The sequence below is a fragment of the Legionella worsleiensis genome, assembly GCF_001467535.1.
Lineage (GTDB): Bacteria > Pseudomonadota > Gammaproteobacteria > Legionellales > Legionellaceae > Legionella > Legionella worsleiensis.
The window spans coordinates 380,656-397,892 of sequence record NZ_LNZC01000012.1; the positions used below are offsets into that span (position 1 = coordinate 380,656).

Consider the following 17,237-nt stretch of genomic DNA (forward strand, 5'->3'; position numbering starts at 1 on the left):
GTTATGCCAAAGTTAAAATCACATCGCGGAGCATGTAAACGCTTCCGCAAGACAGCAAGTGGTGCGATTAAACGTCGCGGTGCTTACAGAAATCATATTCTCACCAAGAAATCTACTAAGCAAAAACGCCATTTACGCGTAGGTGCCAGTGTTTTGAAGCCATGCGATGCACGTAAGGCAGAGTGTATGTTGCGTGGTGGTTAAGGGGAGATTAAGATATGCCAAGAGTAAAACGTGGTGTGACCGCAAAAGCGCGTCATAAAAAAATATTAGATCAGGCAAAAGGTTATTACGGCGCACGCAGCCGAACCTATCGTGTAGCCAAACAGGCCGTTATCAAAGCAGGCCAGTATGCTTATCGTGATAGACGTCAGAAAAAAAGACAGTTTCGTGCTCTATGGATAGTTCGTATTAACGCTCAAGCTCGTGAGTGCGGTATGTCCTACAGCCGTTTAATTGATGGTTTGAAAAAAGCGTCAATTGAACTGGATAGAAAAGTACTGGCTGACCTGGCTGTTCATGATAAAGTAGCATTTGCTGCGATTGCTGAACAGGCTAAAGCTGCTTTAGCAGGTTAATCAGTCGTTCATTTATCACAGCAAGAGAATGTACTAATAAAATTATTTAGGAGGCCAAGGCCTCCTTTTTACTTGTGGGCATAAAAATGCAGGATATTATCACCATACAAGAACAAGCCTCTAAAGCGATTAACCAGGCAGCAGATATTACAACTCTTGAGTTAATTCGGGTCGATTTTTTAGGAAAAAAAGGGAAGTTAACTGATATTTTAAAAGGCCTTGCGAACTTATCCGCCGAAGAAAAACCCAAAATGGGGCAACAAGTCAATCAGGCAAAACGTGAAATCGCTGCATTGATTGAAACAAAGATGCTTGAGTTAAAAGAAAAACAATTAACAGAAAAACTATCTCAGGAGCGCATTGATGTAACCCTCTCGGGTCGTAACCGGGAATCGGGATCCTTACATCCTGTTACTCAGGTAAAACAAAGAATTAATGAGTATTTCACTCGTCTTGGCTTTGATATTATCGATGGGCCTGAAATTGAAACCGAATTTTACAATTTTGAAGCCTTGAATATTCCCGGCCACCACCCGGCACGTGCTATGCACGATACGTTTTATTTTGGTGACGGCCGATTATTACGCACGCATACTTCGCCAGTACAAGTTCGTACTATGGAACAGCGTAAACCCCCTTTTCGTTTAATTGCGCCTGGTCGAGTATACCGATGTGATTCAGACGTAACCCATACTCCTATGTTTCATCAGGTTGAAGGATTATTAATCGATAAACAGGCTACTTTGGCTGGTCTAAAAGGGTTGCTTAATGATTTTTTTGCTCATTTTTTTGGACGTAAACTGGCGTTGCGGTTTAGGCCTTCCTATTTTCCATTTACCGAGCCTTCAGCAGAAGTGGATATAGAATGTACTCAATGCAGTGGTAAAGGATGTCGATCGTGTAAATTTACTGGTTGGTTGGAGGTTTTAGGATGCGGTATGGTGCATCCTAACGTTTTGAATGCGGTCAATATCTCTCCAGATGAATATCAAGGGTGGGCATTTGGTATGGGGATGGATAGGTTAGCTATGTTGTATTTTGGGATTGATGATTTGCGGATGATGTTTGAAAATGATTTGACCTTTTTAAAGCAGTTTTAATCATTGAGTACAGAGTACTGTGCTCTCCCACTGTAATAATCATCTGAAACAGGCGATACCACCTGAAGAATGTGGATCGTAAGCAGTGTGCGGCAACAATTGAATTATGGGGACTATAGATGAAATTAAGTAAGTTATGGTTACGTGAATGGGTTAACTTCTCATTAACAGAACACGAGTTAGCCGATCAATTGACTATGGCTGGTTTAGAGGTAGATGCAGTAAATCCGGTTGCCGGAGCATTTACACAGGTGGTTGTTGCCGAAGTTATCACTACAAAACCCCATCCTGATGCAGATAAATTGACCTTGTGTGAGGTCAACGTCAACACCTCCCAGCCCTTAAAAATTGTTTGTGGTGCTGCAAATGTCCGGCCAGGACTCAAAGTAGCTTTAGCGATGATTGGTGCCAAATTACCTGGCGGCTTGCACATCAAGGAGTCTCGGTTACGGGGTGAACTGTCACAGGGGATGTTGTGTTCCGTAACTGAGCTTGGTCTGGCCGAGCACTCTGATGGGATTATGGAGTTGGAAGACGATGCACCTGTTGGTGTGGATTTGCGTACTTATCTTAATCTTGATGATCATGTCCTGGATGTAGACTTGACACCTAATAGGGCCGATTGCTTTAGTGTTTTGGGCATAGCCAGGGAAGTCGCAGTACTTAACAAATTACCCCTGGCAGAACCTAGTGTTGCGACAACTGTACCTACTGTAGACGATGTGATTGCTGTTCATTTAAACAGTTCAACCGCTTGTCCGAGATATTGTGGTCGAATAATACGAAATATAAACCCCCATGCAAAAACACCGCTTTGGATGAGTGAGCGCTTACGCCGCAGTGGGATAAGAGTACTTCATCCCGTAGTTGATGTGATGAATTATGTCATGCTTGAGCTCGGCCAGCCTATGCATGCCTTTGATCTGGGCATCATTAAGGGCGCAATTCATGTTCGCTTCGGCAAGGATAAGGAGCGATTGGTTTTATTAGATGGTCAGGAGATTGTTTTAAACGATAACGTTCTTGTTATTGCTGATGAAGAAACACCTCTAGCCATGGCAGGTATTATGGGTGGTGAGCATAGTGCTGTTCATGCTGAGACAACTGATGTCTTTTTAGAAAGTGCATTTTTCAATCCAGTTTCAATTGCAGGTGTTGCCAGAACGTATGGATTATTTAGCGATTCTTCGCAACGGTATGAACGAGGTGTTGATCCCTTTCTGCAATTAAAGGCGTTGGAGCGGGCTACAGCATTAATTTTATCCATAACAGGCGGTCAGGCAGGTCCCGTGATTGAAGCCTGTGACCAAGCTCATTTACCAAAACGTGTGCAGTTTACTTTTGATACGGCAAAAGTGCAAAAACTGACTGGATTGGCTATATCTCTAGCCGATATGCGCATGTTTTTAGAAGGCTTGGGAATAGAGATTACTCGTGAAGAACAGAATCAGTTTGATGTAATTATTCCTTCGCATCGCTTTGATATACAGCAAGACGTTGATTTGGTTGAAGAAATTATTCGCTTGTATGGCTACGATAATCTAACAGCAACTCCCATGAATGCCGCTGTACATGCCGGAACGGTCTGTTTTAACGAAAGTATTGCTCAGAAACTGTCACATTGGTTTTTATCCAGGGGATATCATGAGACCATAAGTTACAGTTTTGTCGACCCGGAGATACAAGAAGCACTGTATCCTCATAAAGAGTTTATGCAATTACTCAATCCTATTTCGTCTGAATTGTCGCAGATGCGGGTTGGTATGTGGCCTGGATTAATCGCTTCGATGATTTATAACCTCCATAGACAGCAAAATGCGATAAAATTTTTTGAAATAGGGGTCGTTTTTGACGTAGAGAATAAGAATTTATCAGAGCGTCCTTGTGTCGCTGGATTGTTAATGGGCGAGTTAGGCGGCCTCAATTGGAACGAAACAAAACGCTGTTTCGATTTCTATGACTTAAAAGGTGATTTGGAATCGCTTTTTTCATTGTTTAAAACAAGTCATGTGGCATTTGTGCCTGCAGCTCATGATGCCTTGCACCCAGGACAATCAGCCCAAATTATTTTGAACGGCCATCATGCTGGCTGGATTGGGACATTACATCCACGCCTGACTGATGCCCTGGATATTGTTCAGGATGTAATATTGTTTGAGATAACCCTCGATGCCCTCAATACTTCTGGATCGCCAGTATTCAAGTCCATTTCCAAATATCCGCAAATAAGACGAGATTTGTCCTTTTTAGTGGATGATAAAATATCTGTCATGCAAATTGAACAAACAGTCAGAACAGTTATCAAGGAAGATTGGTTAAAGTCTTTTGATGTTTTTGATGTTTATGTTGGTACAGGGGTTCCTGAAGGCAAGAAAAGCATTGCTGTTGCATTGATCTTGCAAGATGATACACGAACGTTAGTTGATTCTGAGATCAATTTGCTAATTGATGCTATAATCAAAGCACTGGAAAACGAATTTTCAATTTTGTTGAGGGACTAATCGTGAATGCACTAAGTAAAGCAATAATAGCGGAATCCTTGTGCGATGAATTAAAACTTAGCAAGCCGGTTGCCAAGGAAATGGTTGAGAACTTTTTTGAGGAACTGCGCCATGCATTAGAGCATGGAGAGCATGTTAAATTGTCTGGATTTGGTAATTTTAACTTAAGAGACAAACCGCAAAGACCAGGTAGAAATCCAAAAACAGGAGAAGAGGTTCCTGTTGTTGCCCGAAGAGTGGTAACCTTTAAACCGGGTTTAAAATTAAAAACGAATATAGAAGCTATAGGAAAATAAATTCTTGACTTATTACGCCAAGCACATAATGATATGTACCAATCAAAAGGCTGCAGGCAAACAATGCTGCGCCAATACTGGCGGTGAAGAGTATTTTGCCCATCTTAAATCACGATTGCTCGAGTTGGAACTGCATGGCCCTGGAAAATACCGGGTGAGCAAGTCCGGTTGTCTTGGGCGTTGTGGCTCAGGGCCATGTCTGGTGATTTATCCTGAGGGAGTGTGGTATTCTTACTCTTCAATTGCCGATATTGATCATATAATTGAGAGCCACTTAGTTGCGGGCATGTCTGCAGAGCGGCTGTTAATCGATAGGTAAGATGCATATTCTTTTTGTAGAATAAACGCAGTGGAATTACAGGAATTAGTTCACATATTTGATGTAACAGATGACTTTTTTAGATGGAATTAAATATTTGTTAATAAATTTTTATCCTTTTTACTTGTAGGATGTTTCTGTTTTGGTTAAAATCGCCCGTCCATGATAGAAAGATTACCAATTTAGGCGGTTCGGAGTTTATTTAATGAAGACAATTAGTGCCAAAGGCCATGAAGTCAAACGAGACTGGTTAGTGGTCGATGCCAGCAATAAGGTTTTGGGTCGCTTAGCTACTGAGATTGCCCGACGCTTGCGTGGCAAACATAAAGCTGAGTATACACCTCACGTTGATACAGGTGATTACATCATTGTAACTAATGCGGATAAAGTCACAGTGACTGGCCGTAAATTTAAAAACAAGATGTATCATCGACACACAGGTTTTCCTGGTGGTATCAAATCCGTTACATTTGAAAAAATGCAGGCACACAATCCTGTAAAAATTATTGAGATTGCTGTGAAAGGCATGTTACCTAAAAATCCATTGGGTCGAGAAATGTATCGCAAGCTGAAAGTTTACGTTGGCAGCGATCATCCGCATACAGCACAGCAACCCAAGCAACTTGAGATTGAGGAATAAGTATTATGGCTGAAATGAAGCAATACTACGGTACTGGCCGTAGAAAAAGTTCAACAGCTCGTGTGTTTTTACGTCCTGGAAAGGGTGAAATAAAAGTAAATAATCGTACGCTGAAAGAATATTTTTGTCGTGAAACTTCTTGCATGGTCGTAATGCAACCTCTTGAAACAGTTGACGTGCTGAACAAATTTGACATCTACATTACCGTTGAAGGTGGTGGTGTTTCTGGACAAGCGGGTGCTGTGCGATTGGGTATTGCCAGAGCCTTGGTTGCCTATGATGAGCACGGACTGGCAGAAGATGCAGAACCTAACCCTGATTCATTCCGTAGAAAGCTTCGTGCCCGTGGTCTGTTGACTCGTGACTCACGTCGCGTGGAACGAAAGAAAGTGGGTCTGCACAAAGCACGTCGTGCTACCCAGTACTCGAAGCGATAATTATCTCTTCCCCAAGAAACCCGCTTTGTGCGGGTTTTTTTTTACTGCGTAAAAAAATAGTACTTCTATCCGTTTGAAAATGAGGATATCTTTGTTATAAATAAGTTTATCTTTGAATCAGGATAATACAGCGGTGAACGAAACTAATGATCTGAACCAGGATGTGGATGAACGTGCAGATCCTTCTCTGGATAAAGAAAGACGCCAATTTCTACTGACCTCTACTTGTGCATTAGGTGGCATTGGCGCTGTATGTGCTTTGACACCGTTTGTTTCTTCCTGGTTACCAAGTGCCAAAGCGCAAGCAGCGGGTGCACCTGTTCAAGTTGATTTATCACGTATGGAGCCTGGAGAGCAAGCCATAGTTGAATGGCGAGGCAAGCCTGTTTGGATCATCCGACGAACCAAAGAAATGCTGGAGCAATTAAACGGTGATGACACCATGTTGCGCGATCCTGAATCCTTGGTCGATCAGCAACCTGAATACGCCAAAAATAAATACCGATCCATTAATCCTGAATACCTGGTTCTTATTGGCATTTGTACCCATCTGGGCTGCTCGCCTAAATACAAACCTGATTTAGGGCAGTTGGGACCCGATTGGCCAGGGGGCTTTTTTTGTCCTTGCCATGGATCCACGTTTGATCTTGCGGGCCGTGTTTTCAAGGGCGTACCTGCCCCTATAAATTTGGAAGTTCCCCCATATCACTTTAGTAATGAGCACACGCTAGTGATTGGTGAGGAAGCAAAATAAGGATTCAACCATGAGTGGATTACTTAATTGGCTGGATGCACGTTTTCCTCTGTTGAGCATATGGAAAAATCATTTCAGTCATTACTACGTTCCTAAAAATCTTAATTTTTTTTATTTTTTTGGTTCATTGGCTCTAGTGGTTTTGGTCAATCAATTGGCTACTGGTTTGTGGCTAACTATGTTTTATACCCCAAGCGCAGATCAGGCTTTTTCTTCTGTTGAATACATTATGCGAGATGTTAATTACGGTTGGTTATTGCGTTATATGCATTCAACTGGAGCCTCGGCTTTTTTTATTGTTATTTATGTACATATGTTTCGTGGTTTACTTTACGGCTCTTATCAAAAGCCCAGAGAACTGGTGTGGCTTTTAGGCATGTTTCTTTATCTGTTGTTATTAGCTGAAGCGTTTTTTGGCTATTTACTGCCTTGGGGACAAATGTCTTATTGGGGCGCTGAGGTCATCACCTCGTTATTTGGTGCAATACCCTATATTGGTAAAAGCCTGGCAATTTGGATTAGAGGTGATTTCACCGTTGCAAATGCAACATTACAGCGATTTTTTGCTTTGCATGTGATTGGTATTCCCATTTTGATGTTAACCCTGGTTTTTTTGCATATAGTTGCCTTACATCAAGTGGGTTCGAATAATCCTGAAGGAATTGATATCAAACATCACGTTGATGAACGGGGTATTCCTCTCGATGGAATTCCTTTTCATCCGTTTTACACGGTCAAAGATTTTACTGGCATGATTCTTTTTTTAATTGGTTTTTTTAGTATTGTTTTCTTTGCGCCTGAGATGGGCGGTTATTTTTTAGAACACGCCAATTTTGTTCCGGCAAATCCTATGGTTACTCCTGAGCATATTGCCCCAGTTTGGTACATGGCACCATTTTATGCCATCTTGAGAGCAATTCCCGACAAAATGTGGGGAATTGCGGCCATGCAATCGGCTATTTTTATTCTCTTTCTCGTACCTTGGCTCGACAGAAGTGGCGTTCGCTCCATGCGATATAAAGGAATGTTATCTCGTGTAAGTCTTGGCATGTTCGTATTAAGCGTGTTGCTTCTGGGATACTTGGGAACTGCTCCAGTAACCCCGGTACGTTTGCTATTAGCCCGAATAGGCACCGTGATTTATTTTGCTTTTTTTATATTTATGCCATTTTATACCCGATTGGAGACTACCAAACCCGTTCCTTCACGAATAGGTGCGTTATGATTAAACTCCTCTCTTATGTGATAGCCGCTCTATTTTTCCTCGATCCGGCGGGAATTGCTCTGGCCATGGCTGATGATAAGCCTCTTTATTCTGTTGAGATAGATATAAACGATAAGGAGAGCTTACAACGAGGCGCACGGTTTTTTATGAATTATTGTTCCGGTTGTCACTCTTTGAAATACATGCGTTACAACAAAATGGGGCATGCATTGGGTTTGACTACTTTTGATGGTGAGCTTGATGAGGATTTGTTGAAAAATAATTTGATATTCACCGAGGCAACAATTTATAACCCCATCCACATCGCAATGCCCCCAGAGGATGCCAAGCAGTGGTTTGGTATGGTTCCACCTGACTTGTCTTTGAGTGCTCGAGACAGAGGCCCTGATTGGCTTTACACCTATTTAAAGAGTTTTTACAGTGACAACACAAGACCCTTTGGCGCCAATAACCTGTTGATGCCCGATGTTGCCATGCCTAATGTGCTGGAGCCTTTGATAGGGCAAATGGTCTTAATGAAGAATAATTCATCTTCCTCAAACCTGGTTTTATTGCGTCACGGTGCAATGTATCAGGCGGAATTTGATAGCGCCCTCAAAGATTTGGTCACCTTTCTGGTTTATGTGGGTGAGCCTGCCAAAATGGTTCGTTATAAAATGGGTGCTTTGGTGATTTTGTTTTTATGTGTTCTTTTTGTTTTTGCCTATAGGTTGAAGAAAAGCTATTGGAAACGAATAAAATAAAGTGTTTTTTTGTTTTATCAGGAATATTAAGAGGTTATTAACAAAAACGACTTAGATTTTGGCATAAAGTCCCCCAGAAGGGTAAAAATGTGGTAGAATGTTGCTCTTTGAACTGTAAAATACGGAAGCTATTTTCAGGCTTTCATGAATCGATAGGAGTTGCTAATGGCAATTGTTGCAAAGCGCACTATAATGTCTTTATTTTCAGATATAGATGATGTTTATAGTCATCAGGTACGTATAGTGTTGGCAGAAAAAGGCGTTAATGTAGAAATTCTTGCAGTAAATCAAACTGAACCAAGCGCTGATCTCCTGGCAATTAATCCATACGGTACAGTTCCTACATTGATCGACCGGGAATTGGTTCTTTATGAAGCCCGCATCATCATGGAATATTTGGACGAGCGTTTTCCTCATCCTCCCTTGCTCCCTGTATATCCAGTTGCTCGTGCAGAAACCCGTAAAATGATGCACAGAATAGAGCAGGACTGGTATTATTTGATGAATTATATTTTAAAAGATGAAAATACCGAGCAGGCCAGAATCAATTTGTTGGAAAGCTTAACCAGCCTGGATCCGGTCTTTGCCGATAAACCTTATTTTTTGAGTGATGAGTTTTCTTTGCTGGACTGTGCTTTAGCCCCATTATTGTGGCGCCTGCCCAAACTAGGTCTGGAAATTGCTCCCCAATATAAAGGTATCATCTCCTACATGCAGCGTGTATTCAAACGTGATTCGTTCCAAACGAGTTTGACTGATGCTGAGAGACAAATAAGAGCGGCATAACATGGCAATGACATCAAATAAACCTTATCTGATACGCGCTTTTTATGATTGGATAGTCGATAATCAGTTGACCCCTTATATACTGGTTGATGCGACTTATCCTAATGTTCAGGTTCCTAAAGAGCATGTTCGTCATGACCGAATCGTACTGAATATTTCGCCCTCAGCGACGCGTGGTCTTTTACTGGAAAATGATCGCATTGTATTCACCGCACGTTTTTCTGGTCAAACAGAACAAATATTTGTGGCTCCTAATGCGGTATTGGAAATTTATGCCAAAGAGAACGGTAGGGGGATTGCTTTTACTGTAGAAGAAGGCGAGGAGCCTCAACCGCCAACCAGTTCACCTGAATCAGATGCTTCTGTAAGAAAAAAACCATCATTAAAATTGGTAGAGTAAGTTAATGCGGGTTACTCAATGCGAGGAACCTGCTGCTTCTTGTAACAGTGTAAAAGTGGATTTTGCCACGGTGTTTATGCATTACTTTGGCTAAAGTCTTTGCAAGCAGTTATTCTTCAAATACAGATTTCGGAGCAACAGGTGACCAAGCCAGAAAATGCCCTTTATCGTAGTGAACACATCAGAGCCTGTGAACAGCAAGCTACTCAATTATTTCAATTGGACGAACATGAATTAATGATGCAGGCTGGGACCGAGGCATTGACGTTTGTGCATCAGCATTTTTCTCATGTGCGTCATATTGCAGTGTTTTGTGGCTCTGGGAATAATGCAGGGGATGGATATGTATTTGCCAGGTTGGCACACGAGCAAGGGCTCTCAGTAGTAGTGTATCAGTGTAAAGCTATTGCTGATTTGCCCGCTGCTGCTAAAAACGCAGCGAATAAAGCAATAGATGCCGGAGTTGAATGTCTATCCGCTGATGAGCCGCTGGATGGTGATGTTGAGCTGATAGTCGATGCCTTATTAGGCACAGGCTTGAAGGGTGCTGTTCATGGTGTTATTGCTACGGCCATTAATCAGATTAATTCCAGTGGGTTACCTGTTTTGTCTCTGGATATTCCATCGGGATTAAATGCGGATACTGGACTGGTTGAAAATTTTTGTGTGAAAGCGACAGTTACCCTGACTTTTATTGCGCTTAAGACGGGAATGTATACTCTGGATGGCCCAGATTATTGTGGAGTAATCCATCGTGCCTCTCTTACTCTTGAGTCATTGATTGAAAAACAATCGCCTTTTGCAACATTGTTAAGTGAATCGTTACTGTCCATGCCATTAAAACCAAGAAAACGAAATTCTCATAAAGGGGATTACGGTCATGTGTTGGTTGTTGGGGGTGGTCCAGGAATGCCAGGGGCTGCCAGTCTTGCGGCAAAAGCTGCCTTGCGCATTGGTGCTGGGGCAGTTTCTATCGCTACCTGGCCCAATTTTGCAAATGCTGCCGTGTCTATAGCACCGGAGGTCATGATTTGGGGCGTAGAGTCCGCACATGAATTAACTCCTTTGTTAGACAAAGCAACGGTGTGTGTGATTGGTCCAGGTCTTGGTGAAAGCGTATGGGCACACGATTTGTTTTTTGCTGCGATTACGTCACAACTACCTATGGTTATTGATGCTTCGGCACTTCGCCTGCTTTCAGAGCATCCACAGGTAGATGATAATTGGATATTAACCCCTCATCCTGGTGAAGCAGCGGGCTTGCTTTCCTGTTCAACCAGAGAAATTCAAAAGGACAGATATCAGTCTGCCAGGATAATACAACAACACTATGGCGGTATTGTTGTGCTAAAAGGCGCTGGTACGATAATCCAATCGGCATATGGACAGAGTTTTGTTTGTCCTAAAGGGAATCCTGGTATGGCAACGGCTGGTATGGGTGATGTATTAAGCGGCATTATTGCCGGGTTTTGTGCTCAGAGATTGTCTTTGGTGGATGCAGCAAAACTCGGTGTCTGGATTCATGCTGCGGCGGGAGATCTATGCGCCCAAACTTTAGGAGAGGCCGGTCTTGTTGCCAGTGATTTACTGGATGTGTTGCCTAACATTTTGAATTGTATGAAATCATGATAAGTAACAGTAACGACAAATTAATGGTTATTGACCTTGTGGATGAGCAAGCCAGTGTGCGCTTTGCCCAACGCTTGGCTTCTTGTATTGCACCGCCCCTCATCCTGTGTTTTAGTGGTGAGATAGGAGCAGGAAAAACAACAATTATCAGAGCCATGTTAAAAAATATGGGCGTACAGTCTGCGATAAAGAGCCCAACATTTTCATTGGTTGAAAGCTACTCATGTCATGGTGTTCCTGTTCATCATTTTGATTTGTACCGTATACAATACGAAGAAGAACTGGATTATTTGGGATTCAGGGATTATTTTTCCCATGATACTATTTGTTGTATTGAATGGGCAGAACATGCTGGAAATGCATTGCCACAAGTTGATATTCGTTTTAAATTAGGTATTAAAGGTGCTGGTCGCGAAATGCAGGTTTGCGCATCAAGCGTAGCTGGTGAACGAGTTTTAGCTTGCCTGGCAGGTGAAAAATGACAATACGTGCATGGGTTTTGAGTTGGCTCTTATGTATAGGTTCTGCATCTGTTTATACCGCTCAATTGAGTAATATTACCCTGTCTCAAGACACGGGAAAAACCTCATTGTTTATCACGGTAGATGGTTTATTTAGTCACAGGGTGTTTACTCTAGTAAATCCAAATCGGGTTGTGTTGGATCTAAATACCACAAGTCTTGGCGTTAATCTCAAGCAACTCGGCTTAAACGCTTCGCTGATTAAACAAGTTCGTAGTGGTTTTCCTAATCCCCAGACCTTAAGGCTGGTTTTTGATGTGACCCAGAATATTAAGGTGCGCTCTTCTCTCTGGGAGAATAAGGGAATTCGTATTGATATGGAGGCCATGAACAACTCACCGACAGTACATCAAGCCACGCCAAACAAGCCCAATTACCCAGTCACCCAGTCGCAAAAAGTGAAGAAACCGACAGCAGTATCAGTTAAATCGGAGGAAGTGCATGCCAATCAACCGGCAATAATGCATTCCCGACCCATAAAAGTACCTCATAGTCCTTCAAATAGATATTTAAGAGACGTTATCGTGGTTCTTGATGCCGGGCATGGTGGTAAAGATCCGGGAGCAAGGGGACCGAGCAAGAGTAAGGAAAAAGATGTTGTTTTGGCCATTACCTTGAAGTTAAAACAGCTCATTGACAAACAACCGGGAATGAAAGCCGTATTAACACGATCTGGTGACTATTATGTTGGGTTGAGGCAACGGTTGGATATTGCCAGAAAATTCAATGGCGATGTATTTGTCTCCATTCATGCCGATGCATTTAATAATCCACACTCCAATGGCGCTTCAGTGTTTGCTTTATCACAAAGAGGTGCGACCAGTGAAGCCGCACGATGGTTGGCAGAAAAAGAAAACTATTCAGAATTAGGTGGCGTTAACCTTGGCGATCTGGATGATTCCAATGGCGTGGTGCGCTCGGTGTTAATTGACTTATCTCAAACCGCAACCATTAACTCAGGGTTGCAAATGGGCAGCAAGGTGTTGAGTCAACTGGACAATTTTACCAATCTACACAATAACAAAGTGGAACAAGCCGGATTTGTTGTCTTGAAATCTACCGACATTCCTTCCATTTTGGTGGAAACCGGTTTCATTTCAAACCCGAGAGAAGAGCGCAATTTGACCAGTTCAGCCTATCAATCCCGTTTAAGTCAGGCCATTTTTCATGGGATAAAAAATTATTTTTGGGAAAATCCACCGCATGGTACTCGTATCGAAGCAATGACATCTACCCATTATCACATTGTCCGATCTGGTGATACTTTGCCCGCTATAGCCTCTCGCTACCATGTAACGGTTCAGGCCCTTCAGGCGATGAACGGCATTTCTGGCAAGCCAGCCCTGAAACCAGGGCAAAAATTAGTGATTCCTTCTGCATGGGTATGAGAATACATCAATTGCCTGCTGTCATTGCAAACCAGATTGCCGCAGGAGAAGTCATAGAGCGACCCGCATCGGTGGTTAAAGAGCTGCTTGAAAACGCTTTTGATGCGGGAGCCAACAGCATTACTGTAGAGATAGGTTATGGCGGGTTAAATCAAATTAAAGTCAGCGATAATGGTATGGGTATAGTCGCTGAGGATTTGCCCTTGGCTGTAGCGGCTCATGCGACCAGTAAAATAGCAAAACTTGATGATTTGTATGCTATAGACAGTATGGGATTTAGAGGAGAAGCACTAGCCAGTATTTCCTCTATTGCCAAAATGACTATCAGTTCCCGACCGGCTGAGCAAGACCATGCTATGATGTTGCGGATTCAAGGCGATGACATCAGTATTTCTCCTTGCGCACGTGGTGTTGGCACAACAATAGATGTGGTTGATTTGTTTTTTAATGCCCCAGTAAGAAAAAAATTTTTGAAAGGCGAAAAGATTGAGTTTCAGGCTATAGAAACGGTCGTTAAGCGTTTTGCCTTGAGTGCCCCAACTATAGCCATCACGTTAAAGCATAATAATAAACTGGTTTTATCTCTGCCCCCGGCACTAAATGAGCAAGCAAAATTAACTCGCCTGACGAAAATATTTGGCTCAGCTTTTATGAAAGATGCTATTTATCTTAATGTGGATATGGCTGGAATGAGTCTGCAAGGGTGGGTAAGTGGCCCTGGGTATCAACGAAGCCAGAACGACAGACAATGGGTGTACATTAATCAACGTATGGTGAAGGATAAATTAATCAATCATGCCTTAAAACAATCTTATGATGGCCATTTGCATCCAGGTCGATTTCCTGCATGTTTATTGTATTTTAGTCTTGCTGCCGCTGATGTCGATGTGAATGTTCATCCAACCAAACACGAGGTACGTTTTCAACAACCTCGTTTGATTCATGATTTTTTTGTTGCTCACTTGAGTAAAGCGCTTGGTGCCGCCAATCTGGCCAGTGATGTCGATTACACACGTGCAGCGGATCCGGTTTCAGGAAGAAATTCAGAACTTGGTGAGCCGGTTTCTTATCCATCTGACTATGGGCTAACCACATCTTATGCTGATTTAGCTGCCATTTCTCGATTAAACACAGCGTCTGAATTGCCCTTATTCGGCAAGAATAAATCATCTGGATTGGGAGGAGTAACCCCAACTGATGCTTCCTGGATTGTTTTAAATAATCAGTTTCTCTTTGTTTTCTTTAATGAGCAGCCCTACATAGTCGATGGCGTGGCATTATATCAAAAATGGGTGTGTCATCAGTTAGATCATGCGAATTTACCTTTGCAGTGCAGACCATTGTTAGTGCCTCTTAATTATTCAGTTCCCAAGGGATTCGCTTTAAATCAGGTTGAATTAAAACAGCAACTGGCTCAGCTAGGAATTCAGGTGGAGATGTTTAGCGAAGATACGGTGCGGGTTCAAACTGTGCCTGTTATATTACCTTATTTGGACTTGAACCAGTTGCTTCAATCGATATTTGCTTTGCATGTCATGGACAGTAATACCCTTGTTGCGCTAATCAGTAAAAGTCAGAGTTTTGATTTAAAATATTTTACTCAGGATGAGCGCATGGAGTTAAATCATTTTTTATTTAATTCTCAGAATCAGGATTTCGGAAGCCAGGGGACGTTTAAAGCGTTAACCGTTAATGATTGTCGGAAGTTGTTGCATGTCTAATTTGATTTTTTGTTTAATGGGTCCTACTGCTTCAGGAAAAACGGGATTAGCGTGTGAATTAGTGCAGCATCTTCCCTTTGAAATAATCAGTGTCGATTCGGCCATGATATACAAAGAAATGAATATAGGTACCGCAAAACCCTCAACCCAGGAATTGCAACATGCCCCGCATCACTTAATAGACATTATAGATCCTGTTGAATCCTACTCGGCAGCCCAATTTTGTACCGATGCCACCTCTCTTTGTCAGGCGATAATTAAAAAAGGCAAAATACCTTTGCTTGTCGGTGGCACGATGATGTATTTTAATGCGCTCCAAAATGGTTTGTCTCAGCTTCCTGAAGCGAATGGGATGATTCGTAAACAAATAGAAGATGAGGCTGCCACGATTGGTTGGGGCGCTCTTCATCAAAAACTGCAAGACATTGATCCCGATACCGCAGGCCGTATTCATGCACATGACGCTCAACGTATCCAGCGCGCCCTGGAAGTTTATTACGTATCGGGGATGCCTTTATCCCGTTTTCTTGCTGAAAAGAAGCAAAAAACATCATTTCGATTTGTTAATTTTGTATTATTTCCGCAACAAAGAGCCTGGCTGCATGAGCGAATCGCCATACGTTTTAAACACATGTTAGATGATGGATTGGTTAAAGAAGTGGAGCAATTACAAAACCGTTGGCCGTTAGATATGAATATGCCATCAATGCGTTGCGTGGGATACAGGCAAGTTTCTGAGTATCTTCGGGGGGACTATGATTATTCGACTTTGGGTGAAAAAGGAGTTGCAGCAACAAGACAACTCGCAAAGCGACAGCTAACCTGGTTGCGCCATTGGGATGAGGTTTTTCGTTATGATCCGCAAATTGAGACTTTTAGTAATGAGATTCTGGCGAAAACCAGGGAAATATTAGATAATGAGCACTCTTAATTTATTCCATGCCGCAAAGGAACAACATGTCAAAATCAATTAAAGAACCGGCAAGTACCCAAAAGAATTATGTCGTGCATCATCATGAGTTACCGCTCAGTTGTCCAACTGATGAAATGGAGTTGTGGAATGCACATCCCAAAGTGTATTTGCCCATTGAAAAAACCGGAGTAGAAGTTTGCCCCTATTGCGGTTCCCGTTTTGTTTTACAAAATGATTAAGTCCATCTGTATCGTCAGGCTCTCTGCTTTAGGGGATGTTCTGATGCTGGTTCCCTTAATCAGAACCCTGCAATCTGGTCTGCCTGATACTCAATTAACCTGGATTATTTCTCGGCCGGCTTATGATCTGGTAGAGGGAATGGACGGTGTAGAATTTATCGTTATTGATAAACCTAAAACACTGTCTGATTATTGGCAATTTAAAAAACAGATGAGCAGCCGTCAATTTGATGTTCTGTTAGCTCCTCAGGCCAGTTTGCGCACTAATTTGCTCTATCCTTTAATCAAGGCAAAACGTAAAATTGGCTATGATACGCATCGTGCCAATGATGCGCACGGATGGTTTGTCAAAGAGCAAATTAATCCAGGGCAGGAGCATACTTTAGAAGGTTTTTTGCGATTTGCAGAACCATTGGGTATCAAGGAACGCATAATACGCTGGGATTTGCCGGTAACCTCTGCTGACTATGAGTGGGCGCAAAACCATTTACCGCAACAAGATCCCATCCTGGTTGTTAATCCTGCCGCCAGTAAACCGGAGCGAAGCTGGCCTGTTGAGCGCTACATTGCCGTGTTGCAACAGGTTATAGAGCGATGGGGGGCGCAAATTGTTTTGACCGGGGGGCCTGGTGAATACGATCGTTTTCTTGCTGAGCAAATACGGCAGGTTATTCCAGCGACTGATCTGGTTGGAAAAACCAAACCCAAGCAACTCCTGGCAGTTATTAGTTCAGCCAAGGCAGTACTTTGCCCTGACACTGGACCTTCTCATATGTCTGTAGCAGTCAACACTCCGGTTGTGGCCTTGCATGCAGTCACCAATCCCTTAATCTCCGGGCCTTATACCTTTCAACATTTGGTTGTTAATCGTTATCCTCAGGCTGTGGAGCACGTGTTGGGTTATTCAATGGCTCAGAATATTTGGGGGACGCAAGTTCATGGCGATGAAGCAATGAAACTGATCACTGTGGATGATGTCATGAACCAATTGGCGCAAATATTTTAGTCAGGTGTTGCGCTATGGAATTGTGAACTGGTGTGCAAAAT

General features: G+C 42.5%; 20 protein-coding genes. All 20 read left to right on the plus strand.

Annotated elements, in window-relative coordinates; genetic code table 11:
* Nucleotides 1–3: 3 nt before the first annotated feature.
* Entirely contained in the window at nucleotides 4–204 is a 201-nt protein-coding gene (rpmI, locus tag Lwor_RS07575; RefSeq protein WP_058493270.1) for a 50S ribosomal protein L35, read from the plus strand.
* A 14-nt stretch (nucleotides 205–218) separates the two neighbouring features.
* Nucleotides 219–578 carry a 50S ribosomal protein L20 gene (gene rplT, locus Lwor_RS07580; protein ID WP_058493271.1) on the plus strand — a complete coding sequence of 120 codons (360 nt, stop codon included), beginning with the start codon at nucleotides 219–221 and terminating at the stop codon, nucleotides 576–578.
* A gap of 86 nt (nucleotides 579–664) precedes the next feature.
* On the plus strand, nucleotides 665–1,678 hold the full coding sequence (pheS, locus tag Lwor_RS07585) for a phenylalanine--tRNA ligase subunit alpha (protein WP_058493272.1): 1,014 nt from the start codon (nucleotides 665–667) through the stop codon (nucleotides 1,676–1,678).
* A 119-nt stretch (nucleotides 1,679–1,797) separates the two neighbouring features.
* Nucleotides 1,798–4,179 carry a phenylalanine--tRNA ligase subunit beta gene (gene pheT, locus Lwor_RS07590; protein ID WP_058493273.1) on the plus strand — a complete coding sequence of 794 codons (2,382 nt, stop codon included), beginning with the start codon at nucleotides 1,798–1,800 and terminating at the stop codon, nucleotides 4,177–4,179.
* Between the two features lie 2 nt (nucleotides 4,180–4,181).
* Nucleotides 4,182–4,475 (plus strand): integration host factor subunit alpha, encoded by a 294-nt coding sequence (locus Lwor_RS07595; protein WP_058493274.1) that lies wholly within the window; start codon nucleotides 4,182–4,184, stop codon nucleotides 4,473–4,475.
* A 4-nt stretch (nucleotides 4,476–4,479) separates the two neighbouring features.
* A complete protein-coding gene (locus Lwor_RS07600; protein WP_058493275.1) occupies nucleotides 4,480–4,794 on the plus strand; it encodes a (2Fe-2S) ferredoxin domain-containing protein in 315 nt (104 codons plus the stop codon).
* 205 nt (nucleotides 4,795–4,999) lie between these two features.
* Nucleotides 5,000–5,434, plus strand: a complete 435-nt coding sequence (rplM, locus tag Lwor_RS07605) for a 50S ribosomal protein L13 (protein WP_058493276.1) — start codon at nucleotides 5,000–5,002, stop codon at nucleotides 5,432–5,434.
* 5 nt (nucleotides 5,435–5,439) lie between these two features.
* Entirely contained in the window at nucleotides 5,440–5,871 is a 432-nt protein-coding gene (rpsI, locus tag Lwor_RS07610; protein ID WP_058493277.1) for a 30S ribosomal protein S9, read from the plus strand.
* A 133-nt stretch (nucleotides 5,872–6,004) separates the two neighbouring features.
* On the plus strand, nucleotides 6,005–6,625 hold the full coding sequence (petA, locus tag Lwor_RS07615) for a ubiquinol-cytochrome c reductase iron-sulfur subunit (RefSeq protein ID WP_058493278.1): 621 nt from the start codon (nucleotides 6,005–6,007) through the stop codon (nucleotides 6,623–6,625).
* A gap of 10 nt (nucleotides 6,626–6,635) precedes the next feature.
* Entirely contained in the window at nucleotides 6,636–7,850 is a 1,215-nt protein-coding gene (locus tag Lwor_RS07620; protein ID WP_058493279.1) for a cytochrome b, read from the plus strand.
* Nucleotides 7,847–8,593, plus strand: a complete 747-nt coding sequence (locus Lwor_RS07625; protein WP_058493280.1) for a cytochrome c1 — start codon at nucleotides 7,847–7,849, stop codon at nucleotides 8,591–8,593. The genes Lwor_RS07620 and Lwor_RS07625 overlap by 4 nt, the downstream gene beginning before the upstream one ends.
* Nucleotides 8,594–8,758: 165 nt before the next feature.
* Complete coding sequence (gene sspA / locus Lwor_RS07630) at nucleotides 8,759–9,379, plus strand: stringent starvation protein SspA (protein WP_058493281.1); 621 nt, start codon at nucleotides 8,759–8,761, stop codon at nucleotides 9,377–9,379.
* A gap of 1 nt (nucleotide 9,380) precedes the next feature.
* Nucleotides 9,381–9,779: a ClpXP protease specificity-enhancing factor gene (locus Lwor_RS07635; RefSeq protein ID WP_058493282.1), complete on the plus strand. Its 399-nt coding sequence runs from the start codon at nucleotides 9,381–9,383 to the stop codon at nucleotides 9,777–9,779.
* A 141-nt stretch (nucleotides 9,780–9,920) separates the two neighbouring features.
* The gene (locus tag Lwor_RS07640; protein ID WP_058493283.1) at nucleotides 9,921–11,408 is read left to right on the plus strand and encodes a bifunctional ADP-dependent NAD(P)H-hydrate dehydratase/NAD(P)H-hydrate epimerase; all 1,488 of its coding nucleotides are present in this window, start codon (nucleotides 9,921–9,923) and stop codon (nucleotides 11,406–11,408) included.
* A complete protein-coding gene (gene tsaE, locus Lwor_RS07645) occupies nucleotides 11,405–11,890 on the plus strand; it encodes a tRNA (adenosine(37)-N6)-threonylcarbamoyltransferase complex ATPase subunit type 1 TsaE (protein WP_058493284.1) in 486 nt (161 codons plus the stop codon). The genes Lwor_RS07640 and tsaE overlap by 4 nt, the downstream gene beginning before the upstream one ends.
* Nucleotides 11,887–13,317: an N-acetylmuramoyl-L-alanine amidase gene (locus Lwor_RS07650; RefSeq protein ID WP_058493285.1), complete on the plus strand. Its 1,431-nt coding sequence runs from the start codon at nucleotides 11,887–11,889 to the stop codon at nucleotides 13,315–13,317. The genes tsaE and Lwor_RS07650 overlap by 4 nt, the downstream gene beginning before the upstream one ends.
* Complete coding sequence (gene mutL, locus Lwor_RS07655; RefSeq protein WP_058493286.1) at nucleotides 13,308–15,038, plus strand: DNA mismatch repair endonuclease MutL; 1,731 nt, start codon at nucleotides 13,308–13,310, stop codon at nucleotides 15,036–15,038. The genes Lwor_RS07650 and mutL overlap by 10 nt, the downstream gene beginning before the upstream one ends.
* The gene (gene miaA / locus Lwor_RS07660) at nucleotides 15,031–15,969 is read left to right on the plus strand and encodes a tRNA (adenosine(37)-N6)-dimethylallyltransferase MiaA (protein ID WP_058493287.1); all 939 of its coding nucleotides are present in this window, start codon (nucleotides 15,031–15,033) and stop codon (nucleotides 15,967–15,969) included. Before mutL ends, miaA begins: the two co-directional genes overlap by 8 nt.
* 26 nt (nucleotides 15,970–15,995) lie before the next feature.
* Nucleotides 15,996–16,190, plus strand: a complete 195-nt coding sequence (locus Lwor_RS07665) for a zinc-finger domain-containing protein (RefSeq protein WP_058493288.1) — start codon at nucleotides 15,996–15,998, stop codon at nucleotides 16,188–16,190.
* Entirely contained in the window at nucleotides 16,183–17,196 is a 1,014-nt protein-coding gene (locus Lwor_RS07670; RefSeq protein ID WP_058493289.1) for a glycosyltransferase family 9 protein, read from the plus strand. Before Lwor_RS07665 ends, Lwor_RS07670 begins: the two co-directional genes overlap by 8 nt.
* Nucleotides 17,197–17,237: the final 41 nt, after the last annotated feature.

Bases quoted from the DNA above. Each gene is read 5' to 3' on its own strand.
- mutL (WP_058493286.1), top strand. From the start codon at position 13,308: ATGGGTATGAGAATACATCAATTGCCTGCTGTCATTGCAAACCAGATT.
- sspA (WP_058493281.1), top strand. From the start codon at position 8,759: ATGGCAATTGTTGCAAAGCGCACTATAATGTCTTTATTTTCAGATATA.
- pheS (WP_058493272.1), top strand. From the start codon at position 665: ATGCAGGATATTATCACCATACAAGAACAAGCCTCTAAAGCGATTAAC.
- Lwor_RS07670 (WP_058493289.1), top strand. From the start codon at position 16,183: ATGATTAAGTCCATCTGTATCGTCAGGCTCTCTGCTTTAGGGGATGTT.
- miaA (WP_058493287.1), top strand. From the start codon at position 15,031: ATGTCTAATTTGATTTTTTGTTTAATGGGTCCTACTGCTTCAGGAAAA.
- tsaE (WP_058493284.1), top strand. From the start codon at position 11,405: ATGATAAGTAACAGTAACGACAAATTAATGGTTATTGACCTTGTGGAT.
- rplT (WP_058493271.1), top strand. From the start codon at position 219: ATGCCAAGAGTAAAACGTGGTGTGACCGCAAAAGCGCGTCATAAAAAA.
- rpmI (WP_058493270.1), top strand. From the start codon at position 4: ATGCCAAAGTTAAAATCACATCGCGGAGCATGTAAACGCTTCCGCAAG.
- Lwor_RS07650 (WP_058493285.1), top strand. From the start codon at position 11,887: ATGACAATACGTGCATGGGTTTTGAGTTGGCTCTTATGTATAGGTTCT.
- rplM (WP_058493276.1), top strand. From the start codon at position 5,000: ATGAAGACAATTAGTGCCAAAGGCCATGAAGTCAAACGAGACTGGTTA.
- pheT (WP_058493273.1), top strand. From the start codon at position 1,798: ATGAAATTAAGTAAGTTATGGTTACGTGAATGGGTTAACTTCTCATTA.
- Lwor_RS07665 (WP_058493288.1), top strand. From the start codon at position 15,996: ATGTCAAAATCAATTAAAGAACCGGCAAGTACCCAAAAGAATTATGTC.
- Lwor_RS07620 (WP_058493279.1), top strand. From the start codon at position 6,636: ATGAGTGGATTACTTAATTGGCTGGATGCACGTTTTCCTCTGTTGAGC.
- rpsI (WP_058493277.1), top strand. From the start codon at position 5,440: ATGGCTGAAATGAAGCAATACTACGGTACTGGCCGTAGAAAAAGTTCA.
- Lwor_RS07635 (WP_058493282.1), top strand. From the start codon at position 9,381: ATGGCAATGACATCAAATAAACCTTATCTGATACGCGCTTTTTATGAT.
- Lwor_RS07625 (WP_058493280.1), top strand. From the start codon at position 7,847: ATGATTAAACTCCTCTCTTATGTGATAGCCGCTCTATTTTTCCTCGAT.